Genomic DNA, 14962 nt, shown 5'->3' with positions numbered 1-14962 from the left:
GTGGCGCCGGATCCCGACGCCCCCGCGGGTGCCGACCGCCCGTTGCGGCGCACCCGCGGCGGCCGGCGGGCGACGCTCCCCGCGAAGCCCGGCACCGATCCGTCCCCGCACGATGCTCCGGTCGCCGACCCCTCCGCGCCGCCCGCGCGCCCCGACACCGGCCCGAACGACGCGCGCCTGCGCCAGGACGTCCCCCCGCACTACTGATTCCACCCGCGCGGCTGGCGGTCCGCGAGTCGACGCCGGTCCCGTCGACGACCTCGGGCCTCACCCCGGCACGCCCCCGCTCGACGAGCGGACAAGTCACGCGGACGTCTGGCGACCGATCACGTCGGGCCCGTCGACGGTGGCCGACCGCTTCCCGTCCGATGCCCGCTGACGACCGCACCCGTCCGGTGCCCGTTGACCGACCGCTTCCCGCCCGGTGCCCGCCGGTATCGAGGAGCGCGTGGAGACAGGGCCGATCAGCCCCGGTCGGAGACGCCGAAGGTCCCGTTCGGCGACCTCCCGAAGGTGCAGGTGCCGTTCGAAACGCGTGCCGACGTTTCGGACGCACCGTTCGCACAACGCTCTGCGAAGCGTTCCCCGATCGGGAAGCCGACCGCGGTCCTCTTCCGCCTCCGGCGGAAGGAGACAGAGCGACTCAGTCGACGTGCTTGCCGGAGTTCGCGGTGGTGGCGGTGCCGTTGTTGGCGAGCAGGTCGCGGATGTCGGCGAGGAGCTCGAGCTCGGTGGGGGCCTTGTCCTCCGCGGCGGGGGCGTCGGCGGCCTTCTTGGCGAAGGCGGCGTTCTTGAGGTGGTTGATCGGCAGGACGAACGCGAAGTAGAGGACGAAGGCGACGATCACGAACTGGATCAGGGCCGAGACGACCGAGCCGTAGGCGATGACGGTCGGGTCCTCGCCGTTCTCTCCCGGCCGGATGACCCAGTTCAGGGTCTCGAGGGAGGAGGCGTCGAAGATCACGCCGATGAGCGGGTTGAAGATCCCCGTCACGATCGCGTTGACGATGGTCGTGAAGGCGGCGCCGATGACCACGGCGACAGCCAGGTCGATGACGTTGCCGCGGAGGATGAACTCTTTGAAGCCGTTGATCATGATGGTTCCGTTTCTGCCGTGAGCGGTGGGTGGCGGGTCAGCTCCCGGAGGAGGAACCCGAGGAGGAGGACCCGGAGGAGCCCGAGGACGACGAGGAGGAGGACGATCCGGAGCCCGAGGACCCCGAGCCGGACGAGGAGCCGCCCGAGCCCGATGAACCCGAGGATCCGGAGGAGGAGCCGCCCGATCCCGAGGAGCCCGACGACGAGTCGGATGAGCCGGAGCCGGATGCGCCCGAGCCGGACGAGCCGGCACCCGAGGAGGAGGAGCCGCCCTCGCTCGACTTCCCGCCGGAGCGGGAGTCGGTGCGGTAGAAGCCCGAGCCGTTGAAGGTCACGCCGACCGCGCTGAACACCTTGCGCAGCGCCCCCTGGCAGCTCGGGCACTCGGTGAGCGTGTCGTCGGTGAACTTCTGCTGGATGTCGAAGGCGTTGCCGCACTGCGTGCAGCGGTAGGAGTAGGTGGGCACAGGGGGCTCCTCGGAGGCGGGTGGGGGAGAAGGAGGACGGGGTCAGTGGCGCAGGTCGACGATGCCGGAGGGAGTGACGACTCCGTCGACGGCCTGGTCGTGGACCTCGCTGGGCACCCGGTCGACGAGCTCGCTGTCGAAGACGACGGCGTAGACCGGCGGGCACTTCTCCATCGAGCCGAGGGTCTTGTCGAAGTAGCCGCGCCCCCAGCCCATCCGCATCCCCTGCCGGTCGACGGTGGCGGCCGGGACGACGATGAGGTCGACGTCGTTGATCGCGATGGGGCCGAGCAGCTGCCCGACGGGCTCGGGCATGCCGAACAGGCCCTGGGTCTCGGTGTGGCCGTCGCCGACCGCCCAGTCGAGCAGGCCGTCCTGGCGCGAGACGGGGAAGAGGACGCGGATGCCGTGGCTCTCGGCCCAGCCCAGGAACGGCCGGGTGCTCGGCTCGTCCGGAGCGGAGAGGTAGCACGCGAGGGAGCGGGCCCCCACGCGGGTGGCGAGCTCGATCAGGTGGGCGGTGATCTGCTCCGCGGCCTGGTCGCGAGCGGTCGAGGTCTGCGTGCGGCGGCGCTCGCGCAGCTCGGCGCGCAGCGCCCGCTTCTCGTGCGTGATGTCGGCTGGCATGCGCTCAGTCTAGAACCGGGCCCCGCGCCGGCCTCCGCACGGACGACCCTGAGGGACGCTCGTCCCGGACCGCCCCGGAACGGGGTCCGGCGCCTTCTGTCGCCGGTCCTGGCGCGAAACTCCCGCGACTTCCCCCGCCGCTAGGATGGCGCCCCATGGGCACTCGAATCCGCAAAGCAGTCATCCCCGCCGCAGGTCTCGGCACCCGCTTCCTGCCGGCGACGAAGGCCATCCCCAAGGAGATGCTGCCGGTCGTCGACAAGCCGGCGATCCAGTACGTGGTCGAGGAGGCGGCGGACGCCGGCCTCCAGGACGTGCTCGTGATCATCGGGCGCAACAAGAACGCGCTCGCCAACCACTTCGACTCGGTGCCCGAGCTCGAGCAGAACCTGTCCCAGAAGAAGGACGACAAGAAGCTCGAGCACGTCAAGTACGCCAGCGATCTCGCCGACGTGCACTTCGTCCGTCAGGGCGAGCCGAAGGGCCTCGGCCACGCGGTCTCCCGCGCGCAGCGCCACGTCGGCGACGAGCCCTTCGCCGTGCTCCTCGGCGACGACCTGATCGACGCCCGCGACCCGCTGCTCTCGCGCATGATCGACGTCGCCGAGCAGCGCGACACCACGGTGGTCGCGCTGCTCGAGGTCGACCCCGACCAGATCCACCTCTACGGCTGCGCGGCGGTCGAGGCGACCGACGAGGACGACGTGGTGCGGATCACCGGCCTGGTCGAGAAGCCCTCCAAGGAGGACGCCCCCTCGAACCTCGCGATCATCGGCCGCTACGTGCTGAAGCCCGACGTGTTCGGCGTGCTCGAGCACACCGCTCCGGGCAAGGGCGGCGAGATCCAGCTGACCGACGCGCTGGAGCGCATGGCCCAGGATCCGGCCGAGTTCGGCGGCGTCTACGGCGTCGTGTTCCGCGGCCGCCGCTACGACACCGGCGACAAGCTCGACTACATCAAGGCCATCGTGCAGCTCGCCTCCGACCGCGACGACCTCGGCAAGGACCTCAAGCCCTGGCTGAAGGACTTCGTCGCCGGCCTCTGAGCCCCGGCGAGCGCGCCTCCGGAACGGACGGGACCCCCTGCTGAGGCGGGGGATCCCGTCCGTTCCTCCGTTCCACGGAAGCACGGAATGCCCCGGAGTCCAGTCCCCCTCCCGCAGTGCGGCGGAGCAGTAGGGTCGCATCATGCCGCTCCCGATCCCGACGCTCACCGAGGGTCGTGTCACCGTTCGCCCCATCCGCGTGCGCGACGCCCGCCCTCTCGAGCGGGAGCTGATCGCGAACCGGTCGTGGCTGCGCCAGTGGGAGGCGTCCGACCCCCGGGGAGGCGCCGCATTCGACGTGCGCGCCAGCATCCGCTCGCTGCAGCAGAACGCGCGGGCCGGCGGGGGAGTGCCGTTCCTCATCGACTGGGACGGCGAGCTCGCCGGGCAGCTCAACATCTCGAACATCGGGTACGGCTCGCTCTCCTCCGGGTCGATCGGCTACTGGGTGTCCGAGCGCTACGCCGGGCGGGGGATCACTCCGATCGCCGTGGCACTCGCTGCCGACCACGCCTTCCTCGACCTGGGCCTGCACCGGATCGAGATCTGCATCCGCCCGGAGAACCGGCCGAGCCTGCGCGTGGTCGAGAAGCTCGGCTTCCGCTACGAGGGCCTGCGGCGGCGCTTCATCCACATCAACGGCGACTGGCGCGACCACTTCTGCTTCGCCCTCGTGGCGGAGGAGGTGCCCCGCGGCGTGCTCCGCCGCTACCTCGACGGGCAGGTCCCGTCGGAGGTCGGCGTGCCGACCGACGCGGACCTCCGCGCCTCCCGCCGCTCGGGTCTCTCCGGACCCTCCGACGGCGCCGGTGTCCCTCCGACGGGGCCCCGGCTGATCCGCGATCCGCACGGACACACCTACCCGTAATGACGGACGGGAGTGCCCGGTACTCCTAGCGTTGTCCGCATGAGTAGCGACTGGCTGGGCGGGGGCGTCGTCTGGGCGCTCGCCGCCGTTCTGTGGGTCGCCTATTTGATCCCCACGTGGATGCGCAGGCGGTCGTACAACGCGACCGAGCGCAACGCGGTGAGGCTGCAGCAGACGCTGCGGATCCTCGCCGAGACCGCGGAAGTGCCCGAGCACGTGCGTGCGGAGGCGACGGCCCGCGAGGTGGCGCTGCAGCAGCGCCGGCTCCGGGTGACCGAGACACGACGACGAGCCGAAGAGAAGGCACAGGCGATGGAGCTGGCACAGGCGGAGAAGGCGGCGCGCGACGCGCTGCGACGGGCGACCGCGAGCGCACGGCGGAGCACGCGGTCAGGGCCCTCGGTCCTGCGCTGGCGCCAGGGCGCCGCGCTGGCCGTGCTGGTCGGCGCGGTCGCCGCGCTGGTCGGGCTCGTGATGCTGCCGTTCGGCGGCACGGGCGCGGTGCCGCTCGTCGGCCTGCTCCTCGCCGTCGCGGGGCTCGGCACGCTGATCCTGCTGGCGCCGGGTCGCCGCCGCGCCGCCGCTCCGGCCGCGACCGCGACGACGGCCGCCGCGACCGAGCGCCGGCGCGCCGAGGTCTTCGAGGCCGAGCTCGCCGAGGAGGCCGCGGACGACGCCTCCGAGGAGCTCGCCGAGGACCGTGCGAGCTGGACGCCGCAGCCGCTCCCCAAGCCGCTGTACCTCTCCCGGGGCACGGTCGCCGCCTCCGCGATGGCGTCGATCGACGCCGTGGAGCGCCTGCGCACCGCCGCGGCGGAGGCGGAGCTCGCCCAGCGCGCCGCCGCGACCGCTCCCGAGGTGGCGCCGCTGCGCGTCCCGCGTGCCGCCGCTCCCGCTCCCGAGGCCCCGCGTCCCTCCTCCCGCTTCGCCGCCATGGGCGTCGTGGACGGCGTCGACGCGATCGACCTCGACCAGGCGCTGCAGCGCCGCCGCGGGGCCTGACGCGAGTGCGAGGCGCCTGCTCGTCCGTGCTAGTGTGGACGAGTTGTTCGGGCCGGTGACGGCTCGGAAGGCACGGGTCCGTGGCGCAGTTGGTAGCGCGCTTCGTTCGCAATGAAGAGGTCAGGGGTTCGAATCCCCTCGGATCCACCACCACAGAAGGCCCGCTCGAGAGAGCGGGCCTTCTGCTTTGTGCCGGCGGCCGGATCGGGAACCTCGCCTGTTCGGCGGGTCGACCGCCTCGCGGCCTCGACGCGCTCGTCGGCGGAGGAGTGGTCCGTTCGATCGGCACTCGGTACTAGGCGTCTCCGCCGATCCTGGCTCGACCGCCGAGGACGGCGACTCCTGTCGAGACTCCGGCGACTGCGACCATCGCGACGATGCCCAGTGCCCGGAGCACGAACGCCTTGTGCTCCGAATCCTTGAGTGCTTCGTCGTCGATCGCTTCTTTGAACAGCCGAAGGACCGAGTAGCGGTCCGCCGCGCTCAGGGTGTCACGATCCAGTTCGCGGTTCAGGACGGCGCGGTACTCGGCGAAGGCCCTGTGAACCTTCTTCTGACTCTTCCAGTTGGCTCGAACGGCTGAACTCGCCTGATCTCGCACTTCACTGAACGAGTCGAGGACGAGATTCTTGAAATCCGGGAACTGCTCGACGACCTTCAGGGCGAGCTCCTCGCTCATGTTCGGCAGCTCGGATGCGAACGCGATGAACTTCTCTTTCGACAGATTCCTCCAGGAGTCGATACCGATCCTCTGCTTGAGATCGTCCTCGTTCGAGTAGTCCATGCTGATCCCTCTTCCCTCCACGGCGACGGCCGATCATCGCTTCAGAGTATCGAGGAGGAGCCGTCGGTCCACGTGCTCTCCGGGCGGGAGAGCGCGCGGACCGGTCGTGCAGGTCCTGACGATCGGGCGCCCGAAGCTGTGGGCCGCTCGCCTCCGTGCGTCCTCCGTGTCCCCCATCCGGGCCGCGCCGGACGGGAGCCGTTCTCCTCCGGTCCGTCGGGGGATCCGCGGCGACGTACGCTCGCCCCTCGTGCTCTCGCAGCACGCGAGGCACTCGAACGATGGACGACCAGGGGACGGGACGACATGGGGACCACAGCACACAGGGCACGGCGGAGAGCGGCAGGGGTCGGCGCGGGGGCGATCGCGCTCCTGGCGGGGCTCCTGGCGGCACCGCCGGCGCAGGCGTCCGGGACGCAGACGCTGCTCGCGCTCGGCGACTCGATCACGCGCGCGGCCACGACCTGCGGGGTGAACCGCGACTGCGTCGAGAACTCCTGGGCGACGGGATCGGCGCCCGCGGTCGACTCGATCGCGAGCCGGATGGCGGCGGCGGATCCGCGGACGGCGGTCCGCGCGGTGAACTACGCGAAGTCGGGTGCGGTCATCAGCGGAGTCGAGTCGCGGATCGACGCCGCGGTCGCGGCCGGGGAGGAGCCGGACGTGGTCACGCTGCTGATCGGCGGCAACGACCTCTGCTCGCTGAGCCTCTCGCCCGACTCCCGCGACGGCTACGCAATGACGCCCGCGGCCTCCTTCGCCGCGTCGGCGACCCGGATCCTGCGCTCGATCGGCGAGGAGTGGCCGGAGGCGACGGTGCTCGTCGGCTCGGTCCCGGACATCGAGTCGGAGTGGGAGGCCGTGAAGCCGACGCCGGGCGCCGCGATCTGGGCCTGGGGCGGGGTCTGCCGGACCCAGCGCGGAGTCGACGCCACGACCGGAGCCCCGCTGACCGGCTCGGCCTACACCGCCTCGCTCGCGGCGGCGGAGGACCGGGAGGCCGACTTCAACGAGGCACTCGAATCGGCCTGCGCATCCGCCGCGAACGACTGCGTCTGGGACGGCGGCGCCCTCACGGCGGCTCCGATCTCGCTCGACCAGCTCTCGACGGACGTCGACTACTTCCACCCGAACGTCGCCGGCCAGGCGATGATCGCGGAGGAGCTGTGGACGGCCTGGGGCCTCGGCGACGAACCGGCTCCGACCCCGACCCCGACTCCCACGTCGGCGCCCACCGCGGCTCCTGCTCCGGCACCCACGGGCTCGCCCGCGCCGTCGCGCGACACGACGGCTCCGAAGACCGTCATCACCGCGCCGACGAGCGGATCGACGGTGCGCGGCTCGGTCACCCTGGTCGCCACCGCCAAGGACGACGTCGGCACGACGAAGCTGAGCTTCTGGAGCGGAGCCACGCGGCTGGGCGACGCGACGAGGGCGTCGGACGGCACGTGGCGCCTGACCGTCTCGGCCTCCTCCTACCCGGCCGGGCGGTACGCGATCGTCGCGCACGCCTCCGACGCCGCGGGAAACCTCGGGCGGAGCGCTTCGATCACCCTCAAGCGCTGAGCGGCTGAGGGGGCCGCCACCGGCCCCCTCAGCCCCGCGCGACGAGCAGCACGTCGGGACGATCCCAGTTCTCGACGGTCTGCAGCACCCAGAAGATCCCGAAGAGGGCGAGCGCGACGGCCTCGCCGAGCAGGAGCCACTGCTCGCCGAGAAGTTCCGCTCCCCGCCCCGTGAGAAGCAGGAGCACCAGCGCCGCATCGACCGCGGCGATCAGCACCGCGAGAACGGCGTAGCAGCGGGAGTAGAAGCGCGGCGTCCCCGGCCCGCTCGCTCCCTCCTCGCGCACCGCGACGGCGTGCAGACCCGCGGTGACGGCGATGAGGAGGAAGAAGACGCCGGCGGCGGCGTAGTGGCCGAGCCGCAGGAACGACGGGAGCGTGCTCCAGACCGCCAGCGCGATCAGGAGGGCGGCGGCGATCGCGGTGCGGACGAGCGCCCAGCGGTCGAGGACCCGGTCGAGGGCGAGCAGGATCACGGAGGCGACGAGGACGGCCGCGGCCGTGACCAGGTAGGCGGGCAGGGAGGCGGCGACCTCACCCGCGGCCGTCGCGGGAAGGCACGACGCCCCTCCCGCCGGGCACACCGCTCCCTGGAGGCGCTGCAGCTCCTCCGAGGCGAGGGGCACCGGCACGATCGCGATGACCGGCGCCGTCATGCCCGCCAGCAGCAGGAGGAAGCGCCGCACGCTCCTCCCGGCGAGGACGACCAGCGCGACGCCGACCGCGAAGAGCGCCCCGGTGAAGAGGGAGCGGACCGGGGTGTAGTACGAGGCGCTGATCGAGCGCAGCGGGCCTCCGACGACGAGCTGGTGGACGAGGCCGGCGGTGAGGAGCACCACGGCCGCCACCAGGGAGAGGCGGACGTAGCGGTAGGTGCGGAGGGAGGAGACGGCGCCGCCCCCGCCCAGCGCGTCGCCGCGGGCCACCCGGCTACTCCGGGCGCAGGCCGGAGGAGGCGAGGGCGAAGTCGACGTCGATGCGGATGGCGACGCGGAGGGGGTTCGGGCGCGGGGTGCGGTAGCGCTGGGAGTAGAGCTCGACGGCGTGCTGCACGGCGTCGGGCTCCTCCTCGATCGTCGCCGGACCGCCCAGGCTCAGCCACCGGATGCCGTCGACCTGCCCGACCGTCGCGGTGCCGCCCCGCCGGACGTTGAGCACCTTCTGGCTCTCGCGGGAGGTGATGACGCGGACGACGCCGTCCTCGTAGGTGAAGCCCACGGCGACCACGTGCAGGCGGCCCTGGCGGCCGGGGGTGGAGAGGGTGGCCAGGTGGCGCTCGGTGACGAAGGCGAGGCCGTCGGCGCTCAGGATGCTCATCCCGCGAGCGTAGCCGGAGGCGCCGACGCGCTCCCGGGGGCGGACCGCCGGTCAGCCCTCGAGGATCAGCGCCTCGCCCTGGCCGCCTCCGCCGCAGAGCGCGGCGACGCCCAGGCCGCCGCCCCGGCGCCGGAGGGCCAGCGCCAGGTGCAGGGCCAGCCGTGCTCCGGAGGCGCCCACAGGGTGGCCGAGCGCGATCGCCCCGCCGTCGGGGTTGACCGCCTCGGGCTCGACGCCGAGATCGTCCGCCGACTGGAGGACGACGGAGGCGAACGCCTCGTTGATCTCGATCAGGTCCAGGTCGGACACCGCTGCACCGCGGCGGCCGAGCGCCCGGAGGATCGCCGCCGACGGCTGTGAGTGGAGGGAGTTGTCCGGTCCGGCGACCTGCCCGTGCTCAGCGACGGTCGCGAGCCAGGGCAGCCCGCGCTCGCGGGCCCAGCCGCGGGACACGACGACCAGCGCGGCGGCGCCGTCCGTGATCGGGGACGAGCTGCCCGCCGTGATCGTGCCCTCGGGCGAGAACGCGGGGGCCAGCCGGGCGAGCGTCTCGACCGTGCTGTCCTCCCGGATCCCGTCGTCGGCGGACACGACGAGGTCCGGTCCGCGCCGCTGCGGAACCGCGACCGGCACGATCTCCTCGGCGAGCACGCCGGTGGACCGTGCCGCGGCGGCCCGCTGGTGCGAGAGCGCGGCGAAGGCGTCCTGGCGCTCGCGGCGGATGCCCCGTGCGGCGTTGCCGTCGTCGGTCACCCTCCCCATCAGGCGGCGGTCGAACGGATCGAGCAGGCCGTCGTGGAGGAGTGCGTCCTCGAGCGGACGCGGACCGACACCCAGGCCCGAGCGGGATCCGAGCAGGAGGTGCGGCGCGTTGGTCATCGACTCCTGCCCTCCGGCGACGACCACCTGCGCCTCGCCGAGCCGGATCATCCGCGCCGCGTCGATCACCGCGGTGAGACCCGACAGGCAGAGCTTGTTGATCGTGACCGCCGGGACGTCCCAGCCCAGACCCGCGAGGACCGCGGCCTGCCGGGCGGGGCCCTGACCGGCTCCGGCCTGGATCACCTGGCCGAGCACGACCGCGTCGACGTCGGCCGCGGAGGCGCCCGAGCGCTCGAGAGCCCCTCGAATGGCAGCGGCGCCGAGCTCGACGCCCGAGAGCGGCGCGAAGGCTCCGGAGAAGCGGGCGAACGGGGTGCGGGCGCCCCCCAGGATCACGGGGGTGGTGTCGTCAGTGGACACGGGGACTCCTTCTCGACGGTGAGAGCGGGGGAAGCGGTGGGGAGACGGATGCCGGGAGCCGGCCCGGCTCAGGGAACGAGAAGGATCTTCCCGCGGACGTGGCCGTCCTCGCTGAGCCGGTGCGCCTCTGCGGCCTGCTCGAGCGGGAGGCGCGGACCTGTCGCGACCGCGAAGCGCCCCTCGCTCGCCAGCCGGGCGGCCAGCGGCACCCCCTCGCGGCGAAGGCGCTGCTCCTCCTCGGTCAGCGGCACGGGACTGCCGCCGCTCCAGGCCCGGATGCCCAGCTCGGCCGCCCGAGGACCGGCGACCACCGTTCCGACGTGCTGCGGATCCTCCACCAGCGCGAGCGAGGCGGCGAGCGCCTCGTCCGTCCCGGCGGCGTCGAGCACGCGGTCGACGCCCTCGGGCGCCGCGGCACGCAGCCGCTCGAGCAGTCCGGGCCCGTAGGCGACCGGCACCGCTCCGAGCGCGCGCAGCGCCTCGTGATTCGCCGGGCTCGCCGTGGCGATCACCCGGGCTCCGCGGTCGACGGCGAACTGGATCGCCGCCCGGCCGACCGCTCCGGCGCCCGCGTGGACCACGAACGTCGATCCCTCCGCGACGCCGAGCGAGACCACCGCCTGGTAGGCCGTGGAGACCGGGATGCCGAGCGCGGCCGCCTCCTCGAAGCCGAGTCCGTCGGGGAGCGGATCGAGGGAGTCGGGGGAGACCGCGACGGCGGTCGCGTAGGTGCCGGTGGCGCCGCTGACGATGACCCGGTCGCCGACGCTCCAACCGGTCACTCCCGGACCGACGGCGGAGACCACGCCGGAGCCGTCCGACCCGAGCCTCCGCGGACCGTCGAACGGCGGGCTCGGGCGCAGGCCGGAGCGCACCTTCCACTCGATCGGGTTCACACCGGCCGCGCGGACGGCGACCACCACGATTCCGGGCCCCGCCTCGGGCTCCGGCGCGTCGACGGTCTCGAGCACCTCGGGCCCGCCGATCCGCTCGTACTGCACGATCCTCGCCATGTCGTCCTCCTCCTCGCGGGCCACCGCTCGCTCCGGTCGCCTCAGTCCAGCAGACTCTCGCGCACCTGGCGGCGCAGCACCTTGCCGATCAGCGAGGTCGGCAGCTCGTCCACCGGGACGATCCGCTTGGGCACCTTGTAGGGCGTCAGGTGCAGCCGGCAGAAGTCGCGCAGCGCCTCCGGATCCACGGCCGTCCCGGCCCGCAGGACCACGGCCGCCGCGACGCTCTCGCCGCCGTCCTCGCGGGGGAGCCCGACGACGGCCGCGCGCGTCACGTCCGGGTGCGACTCCAGCACTCCCTCGACCTCGGAGGGGGAGACGTTGAAGCCGCCGGTGATGATGAGCTCCTTGGCCCGGTCGACGATCGTCACGAAGCCGTCGGCCGAGACGGTCGCGATGTCGCCCGTGCGCAGCCAGCCGCCGGGGAGGAGGGCCTCGGCCGTCTCCTCCGGCCGCTTCCAGTACCCCTGGAACACCTGCGGCCCCCGGAGCAGGAGCTCGCCGGACTCGCCCGGGCTGCGGTCGACCGACGGATCGGCGGGGTCGACGAGGCGGATCGTCGTGCTGGGGAACGGCACGCCCACCGTGCCGGGCCGGCGGGTCGGGCCGACCGGGTTGCCGAGGGCGACAGGCGAGCTCTCGGTCATGCCGTAGCCCTCGACCAGGAGTCCCCGGCTCGCGCGCTCCCACCGGTCCACCGTCGCGACCGGCAGGCTCATCGCTCCCGAGATCGCGAAGCGGATGCCGCGCAAATCGAGCTCGTGGCGCTCGGAGGCGCGGGCCAGCGCGTCGTACACGGGCGGCACCGCGGGGAGGAAGGTGGGCGGCGACGACTTCGCGGCCGCCTTCACGAGGCCGACGTCGAAGGTCGGGAACAGCACGACCTTCGCGCCGATGCTGATCGCGAAGGTCAGGCACAGCGTCAGCCCGTAGGCGTGGAACAGGGGGAGCACCGCGTAGAACGTCTCGTCGCCCTCGCGCAGGCCCGGCACCCAGGCGCGGCCCTGCAGGGCGTTCGCGCGGAGGTTCGCGTGCGAGAGGATCGCGCCCTTGGGCGTGCCGGTGGTGCCGCTCGTGTACTGCAGCAGGGCCGTGTCGCCGAGGACCGGGCGGGGGTGCGAGCGCGCGATGCGGCGGTTCTTCAGCAGCGACGCGAAGGGCACCAGCGAGCGGCTGCGGGGGGTCGCGGTCAGCTTCTCGCGCGACCGGCGCACCGACGGCAGGGGGAGCCGGAGCGCCAGGCGCTTGCCGAGCGGGAAGGAGCGGGTGAGGTCGACGGAGACGACGCGCTCGATGCCCAGGTCGGCGGGCATGGTCGCGACGACGTCGGCGATCTTGTCCCAGACGACCGCGAACCGGGCGCCGTGGTCCTCGAACTGCCGCCGCAGCTCGCGCGGCGTGTAGAGCGGGTTGTGCTCGACCACGATCGCTCCGAGGCGGAGAGCGGCGTAGAACGCCACCACGTGCTCCGGGCAGTTCGGGAGCACCAGCGCGACGCGGTCGCCGGCGCGCACGCCGAGGCGCCGCAGGCCCTCCGCCGCGCGCGCGACCTGCTCGCCGAGCTCGGCGTAGCTGGTCTCGGCGCCGAAGAACTCGAGGGCGGTGCCGCGGCGGTACCGCGCGACCGAGTCCTCGAGCAGGTCGACGAGCGTCTGAGTGGGAGGGTCGATCTCGGCGGGCACGCCCTCCGCGTAGGAGGTCAGCCACGGCTTCGTCGCCAGGTTCGAGGATCCGGAGGTCACGGGCCGAGTATCGGGCACCCGCCTCCGCACTTCCTCCGAGGCGCGCGGAGGGGGTGCCGCACCGGGCGCGGGAGCGGCAGGCTGGCGGCATGAGCGCAGCCATCGACCTCCTCCGCGACGCCTTCGGCCGGGTGCATGAGAACGTACACGCCGTCCTCGACGACAGCACCCCCGATCAGCTCGCGTTCCGCGCGGACGCCCGCTCGAACTCGCCCGCCTGGCTCGTCTGGCATCTCGTCCGGGTGCAGGACGACCACCTCGCCCCGCTCGCCGGCCACGAGCAGGTGTGGACGGCCGACGGCTTCCACGGCCGGTCCGGCCTGCCCTTCGGGCCCGACGAGACCGGCTACGGGCAGGAGCCGACCGAGGTGGCGGCGCTCGCCGCGGTGCCGGCCGCGCTGCTCGCGGAGTACGCCGACGCCGTGCACCGGCAGACGCTCGCCCTCCTCGACACGCTCGGCGACGAGGACCTCGAGCGCGTCGTCGACGAGCAGTGGGATCCGCCGGTGACCCTCGGGGTGCGGCTGGTCTCGGTGATCGACGACGACACGCAGCACGTCGGCCAGGCCGCGTACGCGAAGGGTCTCGCCGAGCGCTCGGCGCGCTGAGCCCGGCCTCTACGCTGGCGGGATGCGCGCGCTCCGGACCCTGCCCGCGAGCGCGGTCCTCGCCCTCGCCACCGCGCTGACCCTCGTCGGCTCCTGGATCCCCTCTTACTGGAACGACGAGGCCGCGACCCTCCGCCTGGCGCGGCTCCCGGTGGGGGAGCTCCTCGCCTTCGTGCAGGAGAAGGACGCGGTGCACCTGGTCTACGGCCTGATGATGCACGGCTGGATCGCGATCGCCGGGGAGTCGGAGCTCGCGGTGCGGGCGCCGTCCGCTCTCGCCACGGGAGCGGCGGCGGCGGGCGTCGTCGTCCTGCTGCGATCGTTCGACCGGCCCCGGGCGGCACTCCTCGCCGCCGCGGTGCTCGTGCTGCTCCCGCGGTCCTCGTTCTCGGGGACCGAGGCGCGGTCCTCCGCTCTGGCTACCGCGCTCGTGGTGGGAGCGGCGGTCCTCGTCGTGCGGGCGGCCCGCTCCGGAGGAGCCCTGCGCTGGATCGCGTTCGCGGCCGTCGCGGGTCTGGCGGACGCCGTGTTCCTCTACTCCGTGCTGGTGCTGCCGGCTCTCGTCGCGCTCGCCGCGGCCGCGGCGCCCCGGGGTGCCGTGCGGGCTCTCCCGGCGAGCGCCCTCTCTGCACTGGGCGCCGTGCCGGTGCTGCTCGTCGCCGCCGGGCAGAGCGGCCAGGTCGGCTGGCTCCGCTCGCAGCCGGTGACCGCGTTCACCGTCCTGGTCGAGCCGTTCTTCGGATCCGCGTGGTGGCTGGCCGGGATCGCCGTCGCGCTCCTCGCGGTCGCCGCGGTGCGGGGCGGCATGCGCGGGCCGCTCCTGCCGGCCCTCGTCCTCTGGATCGTGCTGCCGACCGCGGTGCTGGTGCTCGGGACCCTCCTCGTCGAGCCGATGTTCACCCCGCGCTACCTCGCGTCGAGCACGCCCGCCCTCGCGGTCCTCCTCGGCCTCGCGCTCGACTCGTTCAGGGCCCGGACGGGCGTCGCCCTCCTCGCCCTGATCGCGGTGGCCGCCCTGCCGGTCCTCGTGCAGATGCGCACGGTCACCGGGAAGCCGGCCGGGCAGGACCTCCGCGGTCTGGCGGCCGCCGTCGAGGAGCGGGCCCGTCCGGGCGACGCCGTCCTCCTCGGCTCCTCCGGGACGGTCTCGCTCCGGCCCCGCCTGGCGCTCGCCGCCTACCCGGAGGCGTTCGCGGGCGTGGACGATGTCGCCCTCGCCGCTCCGTACAGGACGACGGGCACGTATTCGGACGTCCTGCTGGAGGGCGAGGCGCTGCTCGCCGCGCTCGCCGGGGAGGACCGGGTCTGGCAGGCGCTGCCGGAGGGCGAGGCGGACACGGTGCTCGCGGAGGCGGGGTTCGTCGCGCGCGAGCGGATCCGGGTGCCGACGACGGTGCTGACGCTGTGGGAGCGCCCGGAGGGCCGCTGATCCGGAGCGCTCGGGGCGTCGCAGCCCCGGAGTGGAGAGACGCCGGAGTGCCCGGAGCCCCGCCGACGGGGAGCCGCTACCCTTGTCCCCGGCGCCGTCGCAGAGCGGTGGCGTCCGCGGAGCGAGGACCGCGCCACCGAGAGGACCCGAACGT

The 14962-nt window shown here is 73.5% G+C and carries 16 protein-coding genes and 1 tRNA gene; 8 read left to right on the top strand and 9 right to left on the bottom strand.

The features are described 5' to 3' along the window. Nucleotides 1–207, top strand: coding sequence for a hypothetical protein (locus tag C5C69_RS10105; RefSeq protein WP_104232858.1), 207 nt, complete (start codon nucleotides 1–3; stop codon nucleotides 205–207). A 436-nt stretch (nucleotides 208–643) separates the two neighbouring features. Here C5C69_RS10105 and mscL read toward each other — a convergent pair whose 3' ends face one another. Genes mscL through C5C69_RS10090 form a run of 3 tightly spaced genes read right to left on the bottom strand, consistent with a single transcriptional unit; the run spans nucleotide 644 to nucleotide 2192 of the window. After that, nucleotides 644–1096 carry a large conductance mechanosensitive channel protein MscL gene (gene mscL, locus C5C69_RS10100; RefSeq protein ID WP_181067745.1) on the bottom strand — a complete coding sequence of 151 codons (453 nt, stop codon included), beginning with the start codon at nucleotides 1094–1096 and terminating at the stop codon, nucleotides 644–646. Nucleotides 1097–1133: 37 nt separating this feature from the next. Then, nucleotides 1134–1565: an FmdB family zinc ribbon protein gene (locus C5C69_RS10095; RefSeq protein ID WP_104223220.1), complete on the bottom strand. Its 432-nt coding sequence runs from the start codon at nucleotides 1563–1565 to the stop codon at nucleotides 1134–1136. A gap of 42 nt (nucleotides 1566–1607) precedes the next feature. After that, nucleotides 1608–2192, bottom strand: a complete 585-nt coding sequence (locus C5C69_RS10090) for a 5-formyltetrahydrofolate cyclo-ligase (protein WP_104223219.1) — start codon at nucleotides 2190–2192, stop codon at nucleotides 1608–1610. A gap of 155 nt (nucleotides 2193–2347) precedes the next feature. Between C5C69_RS10090 and galU the strand changes: the two genes are divergently transcribed. The 4 genes from galU to C5C69_RS10070 all read left to right on the top strand — a co-directional run bounded on the left by galU (nucleotide 2348) and on the right by C5C69_RS10070 (nucleotide 5258). Continuing rightward, the gene (gene galU / locus C5C69_RS10085; RefSeq protein ID WP_104223218.1) at nucleotides 2348–3238 is read left to right on the top strand and encodes a UTP--glucose-1-phosphate uridylyltransferase GalU; all 891 of its coding nucleotides are present in this window, start codon (nucleotides 2348–2350) and stop codon (nucleotides 3236–3238) included. A gap of 142 nt (nucleotides 3239–3380) precedes the next feature. Further along, complete coding sequence (locus tag C5C69_RS10080) at nucleotides 3381–4106, top strand: GNAT family N-acetyltransferase (protein WP_104223217.1); 726 nt, start codon at nucleotides 3381–3383, stop codon at nucleotides 4104–4106. A gap of 39 nt (nucleotides 4107–4145) precedes the next feature. Further along, nucleotides 4146–5108 (top strand): hypothetical protein, encoded by a 963-nt coding sequence (locus C5C69_RS10075; RefSeq protein ID WP_104223216.1) that lies wholly within the window; start codon nucleotides 4146–4148, stop codon nucleotides 5106–5108. A 74-nt stretch (nucleotides 5109–5182) separates the two neighbouring features. Beyond that, nucleotides 5183–5258, top strand: a tRNA-Ala gene (locus C5C69_RS10070). Nucleotides 5259–5403: 145 nt separating this feature from the next. On the opposite strand, the gene C5C69_RS10065 is transcribed toward C5C69_RS10070, so the two are convergent. Further along, the gene (locus tag C5C69_RS10065; protein WP_104226443.1) at nucleotides 5404–5892 is read right to left on the bottom strand and encodes a hypothetical protein; all 489 of its coding nucleotides are present in this window, start codon (nucleotides 5890–5892) and stop codon (nucleotides 5404–5406) included. Between the two features lie 306 nt (nucleotides 5893–6198). Here C5C69_RS10065 and C5C69_RS10060 point away from each other — a divergent pair, with 306 nt between their 5' ends. After that, nucleotides 6199–7458 (top strand): GDSL-type esterase/lipase family protein, encoded by a 1260-nt coding sequence (locus C5C69_RS10060; protein ID WP_104232856.1) that lies wholly within the window; start codon nucleotides 6199–6201, stop codon nucleotides 7456–7458. Between the two features lie 28 nt (nucleotides 7459–7486). Here the strand turns inward: C5C69_RS10060 and C5C69_RS10055 are convergent, their stop codons facing one another. The 5 genes from C5C69_RS10055 to C5C69_RS10035 all read right to left on the bottom strand — a co-directional run bounded on the left by C5C69_RS10055 (nucleotide 7487) and on the right by C5C69_RS10035 (nucleotide 12771). Further along, on the bottom strand, nucleotides 7487–8383 hold the full coding sequence (locus tag C5C69_RS10055; RefSeq protein ID WP_104232855.1) for a hypothetical protein: 897 nt from the start codon (nucleotides 8381–8383) through the stop codon (nucleotides 7487–7489). Between the two features lie 4 nt (nucleotides 8384–8387). After that, nucleotides 8388–8774: a pyridoxamine 5'-phosphate oxidase family protein gene (locus C5C69_RS10050; protein WP_104232854.1), complete on the bottom strand. Its 387-nt coding sequence runs from the start codon at nucleotides 8772–8774 to the stop codon at nucleotides 8388–8390. A gap of 51 nt (nucleotides 8775–8825) precedes the next feature. Then, nucleotides 8826–10016 carry an acetyl-CoA C-acyltransferase gene (locus tag C5C69_RS10045; RefSeq protein WP_104232853.1) on the bottom strand — a complete coding sequence of 397 codons (1191 nt, stop codon included), beginning with the start codon at nucleotides 10014–10016 and terminating at the stop codon, nucleotides 8826–8828. A 68-nt stretch (nucleotides 10017–10084) separates the two neighbouring features. Continuing rightward, nucleotides 10085–11029, bottom strand: a complete 945-nt coding sequence (locus tag C5C69_RS10040; protein ID WP_104232894.1) for an NADP-dependent oxidoreductase — start codon at nucleotides 11027–11029, stop codon at nucleotides 10085–10087. A 41-nt stretch (nucleotides 11030–11070) separates the two neighbouring features. After that, complete coding sequence (locus tag C5C69_RS10035) at nucleotides 11071–12771, bottom strand: long-chain-fatty-acid--CoA ligase (RefSeq protein ID WP_104232852.1); 1701 nt, start codon at nucleotides 12769–12771, stop codon at nucleotides 11071–11073. 89 nt (nucleotides 12772–12860) lie between these two features. On the opposite strand from C5C69_RS10035, the gene C5C69_RS10030 reads away from it, so the two are divergent. Beyond that, nucleotides 12861–13379, top strand: a complete 519-nt coding sequence (locus C5C69_RS10030) for a DinB family protein (RefSeq protein ID WP_104232851.1) — start codon at nucleotides 12861–12863, stop codon at nucleotides 13377–13379. 22 nt (nucleotides 13380–13401) lie between these two features. Then, nucleotides 13402–14808 (top strand): glycosyltransferase family 39 protein, encoded by a 1407-nt coding sequence (locus C5C69_RS10025; RefSeq protein ID WP_104232850.1) that lies wholly within the window; start codon nucleotides 13402–13404, stop codon nucleotides 14806–14808. The last annotated feature ends 154 nt before the right edge of the window (nucleotides 14809–14962 follow it).

The organism is Rathayibacter sp. AY1C7 (genome assembly GCF_002931865.1).
Lineage (GTDB): Bacteria > Actinomycetota > Actinomycetes > Actinomycetales > Microbacteriaceae > Rathayibacter.
This window is presented reverse-complemented; position numbering and strand designations above follow the sequence as displayed.

Coding starts and splice junctions, on each gene's coding strand:
- mscL (WP_181067745.1), bottom strand. CDS start 1,096: ATGATCAACGGCTTCAAAGAGTTCATCCTCCGCGGCAACGTCATCGAC.
- C5C69_RS10090 (WP_104223219.1), bottom strand. CDS start 2,192: ATGCCAGCCGACATCACGCACGAGAAGCGGGCGCTGCGCGCCGAGCTG.
- galU (WP_104223218.1), top strand. CDS start 2,348: ATGGGCACTCGAATCCGCAAAGCAGTCATCCCCGCCGCAGGTCTCGGC.
- C5C69_RS10080 (WP_104223217.1), top strand. CDS start 3,381: ATGCCGCTCCCGATCCCGACGCTCACCGAGGGTCGTGTCACCGTTCGC.
- C5C69_RS10075 (WP_104223216.1), top strand. CDS start 4,146: ATGAGTAGCGACTGGCTGGGCGGGGGCGTCGTCTGGGCGCTCGCCGCC.
- C5C69_RS10065 (WP_104226443.1), bottom strand. CDS start 5,892: ATGGACTACTCGAACGAGGACGATCTCAAGCAGAGGATCGGTATCGAC.
- C5C69_RS10060 (WP_104232856.1), top strand. CDS start 6,199: ATGGGGACCACAGCACACAGGGCACGGCGGAGAGCGGCAGGGGTCGGC.
- C5C69_RS10050 (WP_104232854.1), bottom strand. CDS start 8,774: ATGAGCATCCTGAGCGCCGACGGCCTCGCCTTCGTCACCGAGCGCCAC.
- C5C69_RS10040 (WP_104232894.1), bottom strand. CDS start 11,029: ATGGCGAGGATCGTGCAGTACGAGCGGATCGGCGGGCCCGAGGTGCTC.
- C5C69_RS10030 (WP_104232851.1), top strand. CDS start 12,861: ATGAGCGCAGCCATCGACCTCCTCCGCGACGCCTTCGGCCGGGTGCAT.
- C5C69_RS10025 (WP_104232850.1), top strand. CDS start 13,402: ATGCGCGCGCTCCGGACCCTGCCCGCGAGCGCGGTCCTCGCCCTCGCC.